General features: G+C 69.3%; 12 protein-coding genes. 8 read left to right on the forward strand and 4 right to left on the reverse strand.

The genetic code is table 11. From position 1 onward, the window contains the following. The first annotated feature begins 25 nt into the window (after window positions 1–25). Window positions 26–523, forward strand: coding sequence for a hypothetical protein (locus tag ABZ725_RS10055; protein ID WP_351907603.1), 498 nt, complete (start codon window positions 26–28; stop codon window positions 521–523). 111 nt (window positions 524–634) lie between these two features. Here the strand turns inward: ABZ725_RS10055 and ABZ725_RS10060 are convergent, their stop codons facing one another. Next, complete coding sequence (locus ABZ725_RS10060) at window positions 635–2,077, reverse strand: CCA tRNA nucleotidyltransferase (RefSeq protein WP_358802244.1); 1,443 nt, start codon at window positions 2,075–2,077, stop codon at window positions 635–637. A gap of 185 nt (window positions 2,078–2,262) precedes the next feature. Here ABZ725_RS10060 and ABZ725_RS10065 point away from each other — a divergent pair, with 185 nt between their 5' ends. The 7 genes from ABZ725_RS10065 (at window position 2,263) to trxA (ending at window position 12,235) form a co-directional block, all read left to right on the forward strand. Continuing rightward, window positions 2,263–4,662, forward strand: coding sequence for a DUF6049 family protein (locus ABZ725_RS10065; protein WP_358802245.1), 2,400 nt, complete (start codon window positions 2,263–2,265; stop codon window positions 4,660–4,662). Window positions 4,663–4,706: 44 nt separating this feature from the next. Continuing rightward, a complete protein-coding gene (gene murJ, locus ABZ725_RS10070) occupies window positions 4,707–7,022 on the forward strand; it encodes a murein biosynthesis integral membrane protein MurJ (protein ID WP_358802246.1) in 2,316 nt (771 codons plus the stop codon). 274 nt (window positions 7,023–7,296) lie between these two features. Beyond that, the gene (locus ABZ725_RS10075; RefSeq protein WP_358802247.1) at window positions 7,297–9,015 is read left to right on the forward strand and encodes a protein kinase family protein; all 1,719 of its coding nucleotides are present in this window, start codon (window positions 7,297–7,299) and stop codon (window positions 9,013–9,015) included. Window positions 9,016–9,042: 27 nt separating this feature from the next. Next, on the forward strand, window positions 9,043–9,768 hold the full coding sequence (gene sigM, locus ABZ725_RS10080; protein WP_358802248.1) for an RNA polymerase sigma factor SigM: 726 nt from the start codon (window positions 9,043–9,045) through the stop codon (window positions 9,766–9,768). Continuing rightward, the gene (locus ABZ725_RS10085; protein WP_358802249.1) at window positions 9,765–10,679 is read left to right on the forward strand and encodes a hypothetical protein; all 915 of its coding nucleotides are present in this window, start codon (window positions 9,765–9,767) and stop codon (window positions 10,677–10,679) included. The genes sigM and ABZ725_RS10085 overlap by 4 nt, the downstream gene beginning before the upstream one ends. Window positions 10,680–10,891: 212 nt before the next feature. Further along, a complete protein-coding gene (gene trxB, locus ABZ725_RS10090) occupies window positions 10,892–11,860 on the forward strand; it encodes a thioredoxin-disulfide reductase (protein ID WP_358802250.1) in 969 nt (322 codons plus the stop codon). 42 nt (window positions 11,861–11,902) lie between these two features. After that, complete coding sequence (trxA, locus tag ABZ725_RS10095; RefSeq protein ID WP_057576621.1) at window positions 11,903–12,235, forward strand: thioredoxin; 333 nt, start codon at window positions 11,903–11,905, stop codon at window positions 12,233–12,235. Window positions 12,236–12,391: 156 nt separating this feature from the next. Here the strand turns inward: trxA and ABZ725_RS10100 are convergent, their stop codons facing one another. The 3 genes from ABZ725_RS10100 to ABZ725_RS10110 form a co-directional block, all read right to left on the reverse strand. Further along, window positions 12,392–13,009, reverse strand: a complete 618-nt coding sequence (locus ABZ725_RS10100) for a GNAT family N-acetyltransferase (protein WP_351907587.1) — start codon at window positions 13,007–13,009, stop codon at window positions 12,392–12,394. A gap of 329 nt (window positions 13,010–13,338) precedes the next feature. After that, window positions 13,339–14,451, reverse strand: a complete 1,113-nt coding sequence (locus ABZ725_RS10105) for a ParB/RepB/Spo0J family partition protein (protein WP_358802251.1) — start codon at window positions 14,449–14,451, stop codon at window positions 13,339–13,341. Beyond that, on the reverse strand, window positions 14,448–15,521 hold the full coding sequence (locus tag ABZ725_RS10110; RefSeq protein WP_351907870.1) for an AAA family ATPase: 1,074 nt from the start codon (window positions 15,519–15,521) through the stop codon (window positions 14,448–14,450). The genes ABZ725_RS10105 and ABZ725_RS10110 overlap by 4 nt, the downstream gene beginning before the upstream one ends. Window positions 15,522–15,665: the final 144 nt, after the last annotated feature.

The raw sequence follows: 15,665 nt of genomic DNA on the forward strand, positions 1-15,665 counted from the left end.
GTCTAAGTTCCTAGGGGGAACCCAAGTGTCGACTCCGCCGCCCCAGGGCCAGAACCCGTTTGCGCAGCAGGGCCAGCAGCCCTACGGCCAGCCCGAGGGCCAGGCCCCGTACCCGCCGCAGGCCGGCTACCCGCAGCCGGGCGCCGCTCCGTACGGTGCGGTTCCCCCGGAGCAGCCCCGCCGCAAGGTCAGCTTCAAGCTGATCAAGAACATCGTCGTCGTGATCGCCGTCATCGGTGTCGCCATCGGCGCCTACATATCGAGCCAGGACGACGCCAACACGGCGGCCGTCGGCGACTGCATGCACCGCGGCAGCAGCGACGACAACAACCCCGACCTCGAGGTCGTCAAGTGCGACTCCTCGCAGGCGCAGTACATCGTGCTGGCGAAGATCGAGGGCACGTACAGCCAGCTGACGGCCGACACCAAGTGCTCGGAGAAGGCCAAGGACTTCCAGTACTCGTACACCGAGAGCGGTGACGGCAGTAACTTCCTGCTCTGCCTGAAGGACTACACGAAGTAAGGCAGTTGTGGAGAGGGGCGGTGTTTCACGTGAAACACCGCCCCTTCGCATGTCCGCCTGCCGCATCGGCGGGGTCATGTTTCACGTGAAACACGACCCCCTTTCACGGCCTCAGTCCTGCTGCGCCCACCACTCCTTGAGGGCCGCCACCGCCGCGTCGTACGCCATCGGCCCGTTCTCCAGACGCAGTTCCAGCAGGTGCTTGTACGCCTGACCGATGGCAGGACCGGGGCCGACGCCCAGGATCTCCATGATCTGGTTGCCGTCGAGGTCGGGACGGATCGCGTCCAGCTCCTCCTGCTCCTTCAGCTGGGAGATGCGCTCCTCCAGCCCGTCGTACGCCCGCGAGAGCGCGACCGCCTTGCGCTTGTTCCGCGTCGTGCAGTCCGAGCGGGTCAGCTTGTGGAGGCGTTCGAGGAGCGGTCCCGCGTCACGGACATAGCGACGCACCGCGGAGTCCGTCCACTCGCCCGTGCCGTACCCGTGGAAGCGCAGGTGGAGTTCGACGAGGCGGGAGACGTCCTTCACCAGCTCGTTGGAGTACTTCAGAGCCGTCATCCGCTTCTTCGTCATCTTCGCGCCCACCACCTCGTGATGGTGGAACGAGACGCGGCCGTCCTTCTCGAACCGACGGGTGCGCGGCTTGCCGATGTCGTGCAGCAGCGCGGCGAGCCGCAGGGTGAGATCGGGGCCGTTCTCCTCCAGGGCGATGGCCTGCTCGAGGACGATCAGCGTGTGCTCGTAGACGTCCTTGTGCCGGTGGTGCTCGTCGCTCTCCAGCCGCAGGGCGGGCAGCTCGGCCAGCACCCGGTCGGCGATCCCGGTGTCGACCAGCAGCGACAGGCCCTTGCGCGGGTGCGTGGAAAGGATCAGCTTGTTCAGCTCGTCCCGTACCCGCTCGGCCGAGACGATCTCGATGCGGCCGGCCATGTCCTTCATCGCCGTGACGACCTCGGACGCGACCTCGAAGTCCAGCTGGGAGGCGAAGCGGGCGGCACGCATCATGCGCAGCGGGTCGTCCGAGAAGGACTCCTCCGGCGTCCCCGGGGTGCGCAGCACGCGCGCCGCGAGGTCGTCGAGGCCCCCGTGGGGGTCGATGAACTCCTTCTCGGGAAGCGCCACGGCCATGGCGTTCACGGTGAAGTCACGCCGCACGAGGTCCTGCTCGATGGAGTCGCCGTACGACACCTCGGGCTTGCGCGAGGTGCGGTCGTAGGCCTCCGACCGGTAGGTGGTGACCTCGATCTGGTAACCGTCCTTCTGCGCCCCGACGGTGCCGAAGGCGATCCCGACCTCCCACAGGGCGTCCGCCCACGGCCGGACGATCTTCAGGACGTCCTCGGGGCGGGCGTCCGTGGTGAAATCCAAATCGTTGCCGAGCCGGCCGAGCAGCGCGTCCCGGACCGAGCCGCCGACCAGGGCGAGTGAGAACCCGGCTTCCTGGAAGCGGCGTGCGAGATCGTCGGCGACAGGCGCTACCCGCAGCAGTTCGGTCACCGCACGGTGCTGCACCTGGCTCAGGACGCTGAGGTTGTCTTCGTTGGCGTTCGGCACAACAGAAGAGGGTACGTGGCCCGGCGAGCCGGGCGTCCATCTTTATACGCGCACATAGCGGACCACCCGACCGTCTCCCACGATCTTGTGCACCAGTCCGCGGCACTTCCCCTCAGCGCGCATCGTTACCATGCGTGGACGCACATTCCGACGACCACTGACGACGACGAGGGACGGGCGAGCGCGTGGCCGAGGCGGCAGACTTTCCGGGGATGAGTCCCTCACCTGCCCGCCGGTGGCTGCGGCGCACCGGCACACTGCTCGCCGGGGCACCCCTGCTGGCCGGTCTCCTCCAGCTGCCCGCCGGCGCCCCCGCGCAGGCCGCCGCCCAGGCTTCGGTCAAGGCGGCCTCCGACGCGGGCACGGTGGCCGTCGCCGTCGACTCTCTCAGCCCCGGGGCGCCCACCGAGGGGGACACCGTGACCGTCTCCGGCACGGTCACCAACAACGGCAAGCAGGCGGTCACCGACGCCCATGTGGGCCTGAGCGTGGGCGCCGCGCTCACCACCCGCTCGGCGATCGACAGCATCGCCAAGCACGCGGACTCCCTCTCCACCACCTACGGCTCCGAAGTGGGCGGCAAGTACGTCGCCGAGTTCGCCAAGCTCACACCCGGCGTGTCCGAGCACTTCAGCATCTCCGTCCCGGTCGACAAGCTCGACCTCGACGAGGACGGCGTCTACCCGCTCGGCGTCTCCCTCTCGGGCGAGACGTCCTCCCAGCAGTGGGAGCAGGTGCTGGGCGTCCAGCGCACTTTCCTGCCCTGGCAGCCCGACGAGGCGGACACCCGGACCCGGACGACCGTGCTGTGGCCGCTGATGTCCACCGTCCACATGACGGCGGAGACGGGTTCGAACGAGCAGCAGACGCCGGTCTTCCTCAACGACGACCTGGCCGAGGAGATCGCACCCGGCGGCCGCCTCGACCAGCTCCTGACCCTGGGCAAGGACCTCGACGTCACCTGGGTGATCGATCCGGACCTGCTGGCGTCCGTCGACGCCATGACCGGCAGCTACCGGGTCCGGGGCGAGGGCGACACCACCACGGCCGGCACCCACCAGGCGATCGCCAAGCAGTGGCTCGACGATCTCCAGGACGCGGTGCTCGGCAAGGAGGTCGTCGCGCTGCCCTTCGCCGACCCCGACCTGGCCTCCCTCGCCCACAACGGCACCGGCGTCACCGGCTCGCTGAGCCAGCTCAAGGAGGCCACCGACGTCGCCGCCACCACGGTGGAGACGGTGCTCCACGTGACCCCGAGCACCGACTTCGCCTGGCCGGTGGACGGCGCCGTCGACCCGTCGATCGTCAAGGTCGCCACCTCCGCAGGCGCCGACAAGGTGATCGCGCGCAGCGACAGCCTGACCGAGACCGGCGACCTCACCTACACCCCCTCCGCCGCCCGGCCCATCGGCGGCGGCACCACCGCGGTGGTCGCCGATTCGCGGCTCTCGAAGGCGTTCTACGGCGACCTGACGAGGGCTTCCGCGTCCACGCTCGCCGTGCAGGAGTTCCTCGCGCAGAGCCTGTCGCTGAACCTTCAGACGGACAAGCAGCGCAGCATCGTCGTCGCCCCGCAGCGCATGCCGACCGCGAGCCAGGCCCGGTCGCTGGCGGAGGCCGTCACAACGCTCCAGGGCGGCACCTGGTCGCAGTCCCAGCAGCTCGCGGCGACCGCCAAGGCCAAACCGGACCCGGACGCCACCACGAAGGTGCCGTCCAAGTCGGCGTACCCCTCCTCGCTGCGCAAGCAGGAGCTGCCGCGCTCGGCCTTCGAGCAGATCGCGGACACCCAGGACAAGCTCGACAACTTCAAGGTGATCCTCGCCAACGAGGCCCGGGTGGTGACCCCCTTCGGGCGGGCCATAAACCGTGAGATGTCCACGTCGTGGCGGGGTCGGAGCACGGCCGCGAGCACCTTCCGCCAGAGCGTGCGGGACTACCTGGACACCCTCACCGGGCAGGTCAAGCTGATCGACAAGTCGGAGACCAAGCTCTCCGGGCGCAGCGCCACGATCCCGGTGACCGTGCAGAACAACCTGGTGCAGGGCGTCGACCACCTGGTGCTGCGGCTCACCTCGACGAACCCGACCCGCCTGGAGATCTCCGGCGAGGCCTATGCCGAAGAGCCGATCACGGTGTCCGGCGGGCACACCACGACGGTGAAGTTCACCACGTCCGCCAAGGTGAACGGCCAGACGACGGTGATCGCCCAGCTGTACACCGAGGACGGCCAGAAGTACGGTGCGCCCGTCACCTTCGACGTGAAGGTCACCGAGATCACGGCCACCGTGATGCTGGTCATCGGCGGCGGCGTCCTGCTGCTCGTGCTGGCCGGCTTCCGGATGTACACCCAGCGCAAGCGTGCCGCGGCCCGGGAGAACGGCGAGGACGGCGAGGACGGTCCCGACCCGGCCGACGAGCCCGCCGACGCCTCACAGAACCCTGAGGGCCCGGAAGACCGTCCCAAGGGAGAGTCCGGCGCCGGTGCCGGGGCAGACGACCCGGAGCAGCCGAGTGACGAGACGCCGGACACCGCAGCGGAAAGCGCCGACCCGTCCGGCACGGGTGAGAGAGTGGACCGTTGAGGATGTCGTGGCCGGTGGGCCCGGGACGATGAGGTGGGGTAACCATGAACGCGCCGTACGACGGTGAGCGCGGCCAGGCCGCGGGCGGCTCCGGCCACCCGGAGGGCCCGCCGCCCGAGCACGGCCAAGTGCCGCCGCAGCACCCCGCGGACATGTACCTCCAGGACGCCTACGACCAGGACCCCTACCGGGCGCAGGACCTCACCGCCCAGGACCCGGTCGCCGAGGCGCTCTACGACCGCGCCGCGCACCCCCCGCCGCCCCCGGGCATGTACCAGCCGCAGCAGCCGCTGTACGGCCGGCCCGCGCAGTCCCCGTACGCCCCCGACCCGCATGTGTGGGCCCAGACCCCGGCGCCCGAGCCCGAGGGTCCCACCCAGTACCTGCCGTACGGCGACGACCCGCGCACGACGCAGTTCGTGGGCGTGGACGACCTGGTGACGCACTCCGGCGAGGAGCAGCACCAGCCCGACGCCTTCGCCCACCTCTTCCGGGACCAGCAGCAGAGCGGCTCCCGCCCGCCGACCGGCCCCCCTGCGGTGCCGGGCCCGGCTCACGCCCCGGGCGGGCCCGGGACGCCGCCGCAGTACCAGGCTCCCGTCGCCGCGTCGCCCGCGGCCGACCAGACCATGAACCTGACCGCCACGCCGGCTGCGGCCGCCACCTCCGCTCCCGGACCGGCCGCGTCCGCCGCCTCTGCCGCGTCCGCCGCGTCCGCCGCGAAGAAGAGCGGACGCGCGGCGGGCCTGCTGAAGTCCAGCGCCGTCATGGCGGCCGGCACGATGGTCTCCCGCCTCACCGGCTTCGTCCGCTCCGCACTGATCGTCTCGGCGCTCGGCGTCGGCCTGCTCGGCGACACCTTCCAGGTCGCCTACCAGCTCCCGACGATGATCTACATCCTGACCGTCGGCGGCGGCCTCAACTCCGTCTTCGTGCCCCAGCTCGTGCGGGCCATGAAGGAGGACGAGGACGGCGGCGAGGCCTTCGCCAACCGCCTCCTCACGCTGGTCATGGTGGCGCTCGGCGTGCTCACCGCCGCCTCGATCGCAGCGGCGCCCGTCCTGATCCGCCTCCTGTCCGACTCGGTCGCCAGCGATCCCGCGGCCAACGAGGTCGGCGTCACGTTCGTCCGCTACTTCCTGCCCTCGATCTTCTTCATGGGCGTCCACGTGGTGATGGGCCAGATCCTCAACGCGCGCGGGAAGTTCGGCGCGATGATGTGGACGCCGGTCCTCAACAACATCGTCATCATCGTGACGCTGGGCATGTTCATCTGGGTCTACGGCACCGCCGCCGACTCCGGCATGAAGGTCACGACGATTCCGCCGGAGGGCGAGCGGCTCCTCGGCATCGGCGTCCTGCTCGGCCTGGTCGTACAGGCCCTCGCGATGATCCCGTACCTGCGCGAGACCGGGTTCCGGCTGCGGCTGCGCTTCGACTGGAAGGGCCACGGCCTCGGCAAGGCGGCCACCCTCGCCAAGTGGACCGTCCTGTTCGTCCTGGCCAACCAGGCCGGCGCGCTCGTCGTCACCCAGCTGTCCACGTCGGCAGGCACGGACTCGCCGGTCGACGGCACCGGCTTCGCCGCCTACGCCAACGCCCAGCTGATCTGGGGCCTGCCGCAGGCCATCATCACCGTCTCTCTGATGGCCGCCCTGCTGCCGCGTATCTCCCGCTCGGCGGCCGAGGGCGACGGCGGCGCGGTCCGCGACGACATCTCCCAGGGTCTGCGCACCACGGCCGTCGCGATCGTGCCGATCGCCTTCGGCTTCCTCGCGCTCGGCATCCCGATGTGCACGCTGATCTTCGGTTCCTCCGGCACCAGCGAGGCCACCAACATGGGCTTCATGCTGATGGCCTTCGGCCTCGGCCTGATCCCCTACTCCGTGCAGTACGTCGTCCTGCGCGCCTTCTACGCCTACGAAGACACCCGCACGCCCTTCTACAACACCGTCATCGTGGCCGCGGTCAACGCAAGCGCCTCGGCGGTCTGCTTCTTCGTCCTTCCCGCGCGCTGGGCCGTGGTCGGCATGGCCGCCTCCTACGGTCTGGCGTACGCGATCGGCGTCGGCGTCGCCTGGAACCGGCTGCGCAAGCGGCTCGGCGGCGACCTCGACGGCTCCCACGTCCTGCGCACCTACGCACGGCTGTGCATCGCCTCCGTACCGGCCGCCCTGATCAGCGGCGCGGCCTGCTACGGCATCGGCCACACCCTGGGCCAGGGCGTCCTCGGCTCCTTCGCCGCGCTGCTGGCCGGCGGGGCCCTGTTGTTCGGCATCTTCTTCGTCGCCGCCCGCCGTATGCGCATCGAGGAGCTCAACTCGCTCGTCGGCATGGTCCGCGGACGTCTGGGGCGCTAGGGGCGCCCCACAGCCGGGCGAAGGAAAGGGGAGCGGCAGCCGGTGAGCCAGAGTCAGTCGGCGCAAGGGGCGCACTTCCTCCGGGGCAGTGCACGCCGCACCCCGCGTATGCGGCATGATCCGCTGCACAGGTCCTAGAACGGGGTAGGCGCACAACCATCGTCCGCCGCCGCGTGTCGTGCATAGCGACGGACTATGGGCACAATTGGGTTCGGCGTCGGACGGCGCGCACGAGGTCGGACGGCGCGCACTGGATGGGGAGGCAGGAACGACGGTGGCGGAACGGAGCACAGCTGCCGTCGACGTGGCAGACAACAGCGGTGACAAGCCGCTGACCGCACAAGCGGACCAGTCCACGGCCGACGGGGTGGTCAAGAACCGGGAGCAGGACACGGACAGCGACGAGGCACAGGGGAGCGGCGGGGCGGAGCGTCCCGGAAAGGCCTCACCGCCGGAACTGCACAGTGGTCACAAGCTCGCCAGACGCTATCGCCTCGAAGAGTGCGTCACCCGTCTGGACGGTTTCAGCAGTTGGCGTGCGGTCGACGAGAAACTCCGTCGTGCCGTGGGCGTTCACATCCTGCCCGCGGACCACACACGGGCCCGTTCGGTGCTGGCCGCGGCCCGCTCCTCGGCCCTGCTCGGCGATCCCCGCTTCGTCCAAGTGCTGGACGCCGTCGAGGAGAACGACCTCGTCTACGTCGTCCACGAGTGGCTGCCCGATGCCACCGAGCTGACCGCGCTGCTCGCGGCCGGCCCGCTGGAGCCGCACGACGCCTACCAGATGGTCAGTCAGATCGCCTCCGCCATGGCCGCCGCGCACCGCGAGGGCCTGTCGCATCTGCGGCTGAACCCCAACGCCGTGCTGCGCACCTCCTCGGGCCAGTGGCGCATCCGCGGCCTCGCCGTGAACGCCGCCCTGCGCGGCATCACCACCGACACCCCGCAGCGCACCGACACCGAGGCGATCGGCGCCTTGCTGTACTCGGCGCTCACTCAGCGCTGGCCGTACGAGAACGACGCGTACGGCCTGTCCGGGCTGCCCAAGGACGTCGGATTGATCGCCCCCGACCAGGTGCGGGCCGGCGTCCACCGGGGCCTGTCGGAGCTGTCCATGCGCGCCCTCGTCAACGACGGCGCGACCGCCTCCCGGCACGAGGCCGCCTGCACCACGCCGGAGGAGCTGGTGAAGGCGATCGGCGAGATGCCCCGCATCCGCCCGCCGGAGCCCGCGTTCACCGCGCCGCCCGAGTACCAGCGCACGACGTACCAGCAGGGCACCTACGGCCGTCCGGCACCGCACCCGGGCGTCACCCAGGCTGTGCCGACTCCGCTGCCTCCGCTGCAGAGCCGCACCGGCAAGGCCCTGAAGTGGGCGGTCTCCGCACTCCTCATCGCCGCCCTCGGCCTCGGCAGCTGGCAGCTCGCGGACGCCTTGATGGACCAGAGCAAGTCCGAGGACACCAACCAGACGCAGACGACGGACGACGGCGACAAGAACAGCGCCTCGCCCAAGGCGCCCCAACAGCTGAAGATCCAGGGCGCGGCGGAGTACGTCGTGAGCGGCGACGCCCAGCACCCCAACGACGTCGGCGACACCTACGACGGCGACAGCTCTACGTATTGGCGGACCTCCAGCTTCCGCGGCGGGCCGGTGCTGGCGCCGTACAAGCCGGGCGTGGGCATCGTCTACGACCTCGGCTCGGCGCAGGAGATCTCCACGGCGACGATAGGGCTCTACTACGGTGGCAGTCACACGACCGTGAACTTGTACGCTGCCGACTCGCTGACTCCGTCCGCCAGTGCCCTCAAGTCGATGCAGAAGATCGGCACGCTCACCACGACCGGAACCACCGCCGCGGTGAAGGCCACCAAGGCGGTCAAGACTCGGTACGTGCTCGTCTGGCTCACTGCTCTGCCATACGCTGCTGGCGATCAGTACAGCGACAGCGGCTACAAGCAGGCCATCACCGACGTGAAGTTCACGGGCTGACGTCTCACCGAAGGGGGAGGGGGTCCGATGGCGGAAGGCGCCGGCTATGACGGAGTGAGCGACCAGGACCTCCTCACTCACCATGTCGAGGGCGACCCCGACGCCTTCGGTGAGCTCGTACGGCGTCACCGCGACCGGCTCTGGGCGGTGGCCCTGCGAACGCTGGGAGACCGCGAGGAGGCCGCTGACGCCGTCCAGGACGCCCTCGTGTCCGCCTACCGGGCCGCCCACACCTTCCGCGGCCAGTCCGCCGTCACGACCTGGCTGCACCGCATCACGGTGAACGCGTGCCTGGACCGGGCCCGCAAGGCCGCCTCCCGCAAGACCTCACCGGTCGACGACACCGAGCGGCTGGAGCAGCTGCTCGAGCCGCACGAGTCGGCCTCCGCCCCCGCTGAACGCAACGACCTCCACCGCCAGCTCCTCGAAGCGCTCGGCACCCTCCCGCCCGACCAGCGGGCCGCCCTGGTCCTCGTGGACATGCAGGGCTACCCGGTCGCCGAGGCCGCCCGCATGCTCGACGTGCCGACCGGAACGGTCAAGAGCCGCTGCGCACGAGGCAGAGCGAGACTCCTGCCGCTCCTGACCCATCTGCGGCCGGACGGCGCCGGCAACGGAAGAGAAAGCGGCTCAGGACGGAACCGGGCGCAGGGGACATCCGTCCCACCGGCAGCGGAACCTCGTGACGAGGGACCGGGCAACGCCGGGACAGGCGATTCAGCTGCTGTGAAGGGCGGAGGTGGGCGAACGTGACATCGACGACGGACACGACCGGGCACCCGGACGTCGCGGAGATCTCCGACCTCACCGAGGGCCTGCTCGCACCTGCCCGGAGCGCAGACGTGCGTCGGCACCTGGACGCCTGCGAGCTCTGCACGGACGTCCACACCTCGCTCGAGGAGATCCGCGACCTGCTGGGCACTCTCCCCGGCCCGCCACGCATGCCGGACGACGTCGCCCATCGCATCGATGCCGCACTCGCCGCCGAAGCCCTCCTGAACGCCACGGCCCTTGAGAACGAAAGCGCTCCTGAGAACGAAAGCGCTCCGGAGGCGGCCCCCGCGATCAAGGCCGACACAGACGCGCCCCATGTTTCACGTGAAACATCGACGGTGCCGGACCGACCCGCGGGCCACGCCCGCACCGGCGCCACCGGTCCGGGCCGCAAGGACCGCAAGCGGGGCGGGCGTCGCAAGGTCGCCGTGCTGGGCGCGGTCTTCACAGCCGCGGCGCTGGGACTCGGTTCGGTCCTGGTGTCGTCCCTCACCGGTGGCGGAGGGCCGAGCACCTCCGCGCATCAGTCCGCCGGACCGGACACCTTCGCCGCGAGCAAGCTCGAAGGGCAGGTCGCCGGCCTCCTGGCCAAGACCGGGAGCTCGCGTGTCCCGGAGAGCATGGGAATCCAGGGCACCACCGAAGCGTCGCCCAAGGTCCTCCGGCAGCCCGTGGTCCCCCCCTGCGTACAGCAGGGCATCGGCCGCGACGACGCGGCCCTCGCCACCGAGGAGGGCACATACCAGGGGACGGCCGCCCTGCTCGTCGTGCTGCCCGACGCCTCGGACAGCACGCGGATCGACGTCTACATCATGGACAAGACCTGTGTGGATCATCCGTCGTCGAGCCCGGCCAAGGTCCTGCTGACAGACTCCTATACGCGTCGCTGACGACCCACGTACCGTTCCGGTCCTGCACGTCGCTTCTCCCCGGCTTGCGCCTTGTCCTGCCCCTCGGCTTCCCTCTCTGACGTCCCTGCGGTGTCACCCCTCCGTGTGCCCGGACACACCGGGAATGCAGGCCCCTTAGGATCCGTTGGGTGGGGTGAGAGTCCAGAAGCTCCCACCCGTCGAGAAGCAGTCCAGAGACGAGGAACCAAGCCGTGAGCGACGTCCGTAACGTGATCATCATCGGCTCCGGGCCTGCCGGCTACACCGCGGCCCTGTACACCGCACGCGCGTCGCTGAAGCCGCTGGTGTTCGAAGGTGCCGTCACCGCGGGCGGTGCACTCATGAACACCACCGAGGTGGAGAACTTCCCCGGCTTCCAGGACGGCATCATGGGCCCGGAGCTCATGGACAACATGCGCTCCCAGGCCGAGCGCTTCGGCGCCGAGCTGATCCCCGACGACATCGTCTCCGTCGACCTCACGGGCGAGATCAAGACCGTCACGGACACCGCGGGCACGATCCACCGGGCCAAGGCCGTCATCGTCACCACCGGCTCCCAGCACCGCAAGCTCGGCCTGCCGAACGAGGACGCCCTGTCCGGCCGAGGCGTCTCCTGGTGCGCCACCTGTGACGGCTTCTTCTTCAAGGAGCAGGACATCGCCGTGATCGGCGGCGGCGACACGGCGATGGAGGAGGCCACCTTCCTCTCGCGCTTCGCCAGGTCCGTGACGATCGTCCACCGCCGGGACACCCTGCGCGCCTCCAAGGCGATGCAGGAGCGCGCCTTCGCCGACCCGAAGATCAAGTTCGTCTGGGACAGCGAGGTCGCCGAGATCCAGGGCGACCAGAAGCTGGCCTCGCTGAAGCTGCGCAACCTCAAGACCGGCGAGCTCTCGGACCTGGCGGTGACCGGACTGTTCATCGCGATCGGCCACGACCCGCGCACCGAGCTCTTCAAGGGTCAGCTCGACCTCGACGAGGAGGGCTACCTGAAGGTCGCCGCGCCCTCCACCCGGACGAGCCTGACCGGTGTCTTCGCCGGCGGCGACGTGGTCGACCACACCTACCGCCAGGCGATCACCGCGGCCGGCACCGGCTGCTCATCCGCTCTCGACGCCGAGCGCTACCTCGCCGCCCTGGCGGACGAGGAGCAGTCCGAGCCCGAGAAGACCTCCGTCTGACCCCTCTCCCGCCCCACCGCACAAAGAATTAAGGAGCCCCCTGTGGCCGGCACCCTGAAGAATGTGACCGACGCCGACTTCGAAGAGGTCGTCCTCAAGAGCGACAAGCCCGTCCTGGTGGACTTCTGGGCCGAGTGGTGCGGCCCGTGCCGTCAGATCGCTCCCTCCCTCGAGGCCATCGCGGCCGAGCACGGCGAGAAGATCGAGATCGTCAAGCTCAACATCGACGAGAACCCGGCCACGGCTGCCAAGTACGGCGTCATGTCGATCCCGACGCTGAACGTGTACCAGGGCGGCGAGGTCGCCAAGACGATCGTCGGCGCCAAGCCGAAGGCTGCGCTTGTCCGCGATCTGGAGACCTTCATCTCCGAGTGACGCACGACTGACGCGCTGAGCCGTCCCGCCGACGGCTGATGTTTCACGTGAAACACGAAGGGGCCGGCCCGAGAGGGCCGGCCCCTTCGCTTTCCCGAACGCGTCACCGAAGCCCCGTCACCAAAGCGTGTGACCGAAGCGCGTGACCGAAGCCGCCTACAACGGGCGCAGTACCGGCTCCTTCTGGACCGCTCCCAGCAGCCGGTCGAGCGCCATCTCCACGTCTTCCTTCCAGGAGAGCGTGGTGCGCAGCTCCAGCCTCATTCGAGGATGGGTGGGATGGGGGCGCATGGTCTTGAAGCCCACCGCCAGCAGATGGTCGGCCGGGAGCACACAGGCCGGTTCCTGCCAGCGGGCGTCGCCGAATGCCTCGATCGCCTTGAAGCCCCGACGCAGTAGATCCTTGGCCACCGTCTGGACCATTACACGGCCGAGGCCCTGCCCCTGGTAGCCCGGCATGATGAACGCGGTCATCAACTGCACGGCGTCCGGCGACACGGGACTCGTGGGGAACGCCGTCGAGCGGGGAACGTAGGCGGGAGGGGCGTAGAGCACGAAGCCCACGGGGACGTCGTCCACGTAGACGACCCGACCGCACGACCCCCAGTCCAGCAGGACGGCGGAGATCCAGGACTCCTTCTCCAGTGCGGACGTCCCTGCCTTCAGCGCGGCCTCACCGCGGACGGGGTCCAGTTCCCAGAAGACACACGAGCGACAGCGCTTGGGAAGGTCCTGAAGGTTGTCCAGCGTGAGCGGTACGAGCCGACGCCCCATGAAGGCTGTTCCTCGCTTCCTTCGCCCGCGGCGTCGCGAGCGGCTGTCAGAGCGCTCCGTTCCCTGAGCAGACTGCCGACGAATCCGCCGACGGCGCCCAGTCCCAGTCCGGCGCTCACCAGTCCGGTCCGGCTCATCGTTCGCATGGCCCTCGCCTCCCGCTCCGAGGTGTTGCCAGGTGGATGCGCCATAGCCCCAACCGCATCGTATCCACGATGGGATTCCATCGATACCGCCTGAAAGCAAAGAGCGAGCCGTGTTCCGGTACACACCGGACACGGCTCGCTCACAGGCTTCCAGGACCAGCGCCGCCCCGATCAAGCAGCGACTCAGTCTTCCGTTTCGTCTTCCGCTTCCTCGGTGTCGCCGTCCACGAGACCCTTCTGCAGGACAGGACCCTCTCCGGGAGCGAGCGTGCCGAGGATCCGCTCGAGGTCCTCCATCGAGGCGAACTCGACAGTGATCTTGCCCTTCTTCTGCCCCAGGTCGACCTTCACGCGCGTCTCGAAGCGGTCCGAGAGCCGGGTCGCAAGGTCGGTCAGCGCCGGGGAGACCCGGCCACCGGCGCGCGGCCCCTTGGCACGCTGAGCCGTCTGCGGACGCGAGCCCATGAGGGTCACGATCTCCTCGACGGCCCGCACCGAGAGTCCCTCGGCCACGATCCGATGGGCCAGCCGGTCCTGCTCCTCCGAGTCGTCGACGGAGAGCAGCGCCCGCGCGTGACCGGCGGAGAGCACTCCGGCCGCCACCCGGCGCTGAACCGCCGGCGAGAGCTTCAACAGACGCAGAGTGTTGGACACCTGCGGGCGGGACCGGCCGATGCGGTCCGCCAACTGGTCGTGCGTGCAGTTGAAGTCCTTCAGCAACTGGTCGTAGGCGGCTGCCTCTTCCAGCGGGTTCAGCTGAGCCCGGTGAAGGTTCTCCAGGAGCGCGTCCAGGAGGAGCTTCTCGTCGTCCGTGGCCCGCACGATCGCCGGGATCGCCTCCAGGCCGGCCTCACGGCAGGCCCGCCACCGCCGCTCACCCATGATGAGCTCGTAGCGCGCGGGACCGGTCTGGCGCACCACAACCGGCTGCAGCAGGCCGACCTCCTGGATGGAGGTGATGAGTTCGTGCAGCGCGTCCTCGTCGAAGACCTCACGCGGCTGGCGCGGGTTCGGCGTGATGTGGTCGAGAGGGATCTCAGCGAAGTACGCGCCGATCGGCGGCGCGGGCGTCTCCACGACGCCGAACACCGACAGCTCCTCTGTTTCACGTGAAACAGGCAGCAGCGTGGCCACCTTCGCCGCGGCCACTCCGCGGTCGGTCGTCAGCACCGGTACGGATGCGGGAGACGTGGATCCCCCGCCCCCGACCGCGGCCTGTGCCGGTGTCTTCTCGGTCGGGGCAGCAGGGATCAGCGCTCCAAGACCTCGGCCGAGCCCCCTCCGTCGCTCACTCACTGGATCCCCTCCACCATGTTCCGATTGTTCTGGGCGCCGATGTGGGCGTGCGTGGGGTCGTAACTGACCTCGACACCCCTCAGCGCAAGCTCTCGTGCTGCCTCAAGGTATGACAGGGCACCGCTCGATCCAGGATCGTAGGTCAGCACCGTCTGCCCATAGCTCGGTGCCTCGGAGATCCGGACCGAGCGGGGAATGCTCGTCCGTAGAACCTCGTCACCGAAGTGGGTGCGCACCTCCTCGGCGACCTGCGACGCCAGACGCGTCCGGCCGTCATACATGGTGAGCAGGATGGTCGACACATGCAGGGCGGGGTTGAGGTGCCCCCGCACCAGGTCGACGTTGCGCAGCAACTGCCCCAGTCCCTCCAGCGCGTAGTACTCGCACTGGATCGGGATGAGGACCTCGGCACCGGCCACCAACGCGTTGACCGTCAGCAGGCCGAGGGAGGGCGGACAGTCGATGAGGATGTAGTCCAGCGGTTGTTCGTAGGCCTGGATCGCTCGCTGCAGGCGGCTCTCACGCGCCACCAGGGACACCAGCTCGATCTCCGCACCGGCGAGATCGATGGTGGCAGGAGCGCAGAAGAGGCCCTCTACATCGGGGACGGGCTGAACGACCTCCGCGAGCGGACGGCTCTCGACCAACACGTCATAGATGGACGGAACCTCGGCGTGGTGATCGATCCCGAGAGCAGTGGACGCATTGCCCTGGGGGTCAAGGTCGACCACCAGGACACGGCCGCCGTGCAGGGCCAGGGATGCGGCAAGGTTGACGGTCGTCGTTGTCTTGCCCACCCCGCCCTTCTGGTTGGCGACCACGATCACACGGGTCTGCTCGGGACGTGGCAGACCCTCGCCGGCGCGGCCGAGAGCCTCCACCGCGAGTTGGGCAGCACGACCGATCGGAGTGTCGTCCATCGGGGGCGGTGTTTCACGTGAAACATCCTCCCCAAACGACTCGGTACGGGGACCGGGGACCGGATCGGTCATCGGTCCCGCGATGTTGGCGTCGGACCGCAAGGATTCACTCTCCTCGACTTCAGGCTCGCAATGAACAGAGCCTCCCATGTCTTCGGGGTCGTGAACCAGTGAGGCCTGCTGTTCTGTGGAGAAATCCACCTCTGTGGACAACTCCCGTCCCTCATCGAGTGAACCGAGAGGCTTACGGTCGCGGGGTTCGGCCGCGGCGCGGCCGCGACTGATAATGCCGTG

The sequence above is a fragment of the Streptomyces sp. NPDC006872 genome (genome assembly GCF_040635845.1).
Taxonomy (GTDB): domain Bacteria; phylum Actinomycetota; class Actinomycetes; order Streptomycetales; family Streptomycetaceae; genus Streptomyces.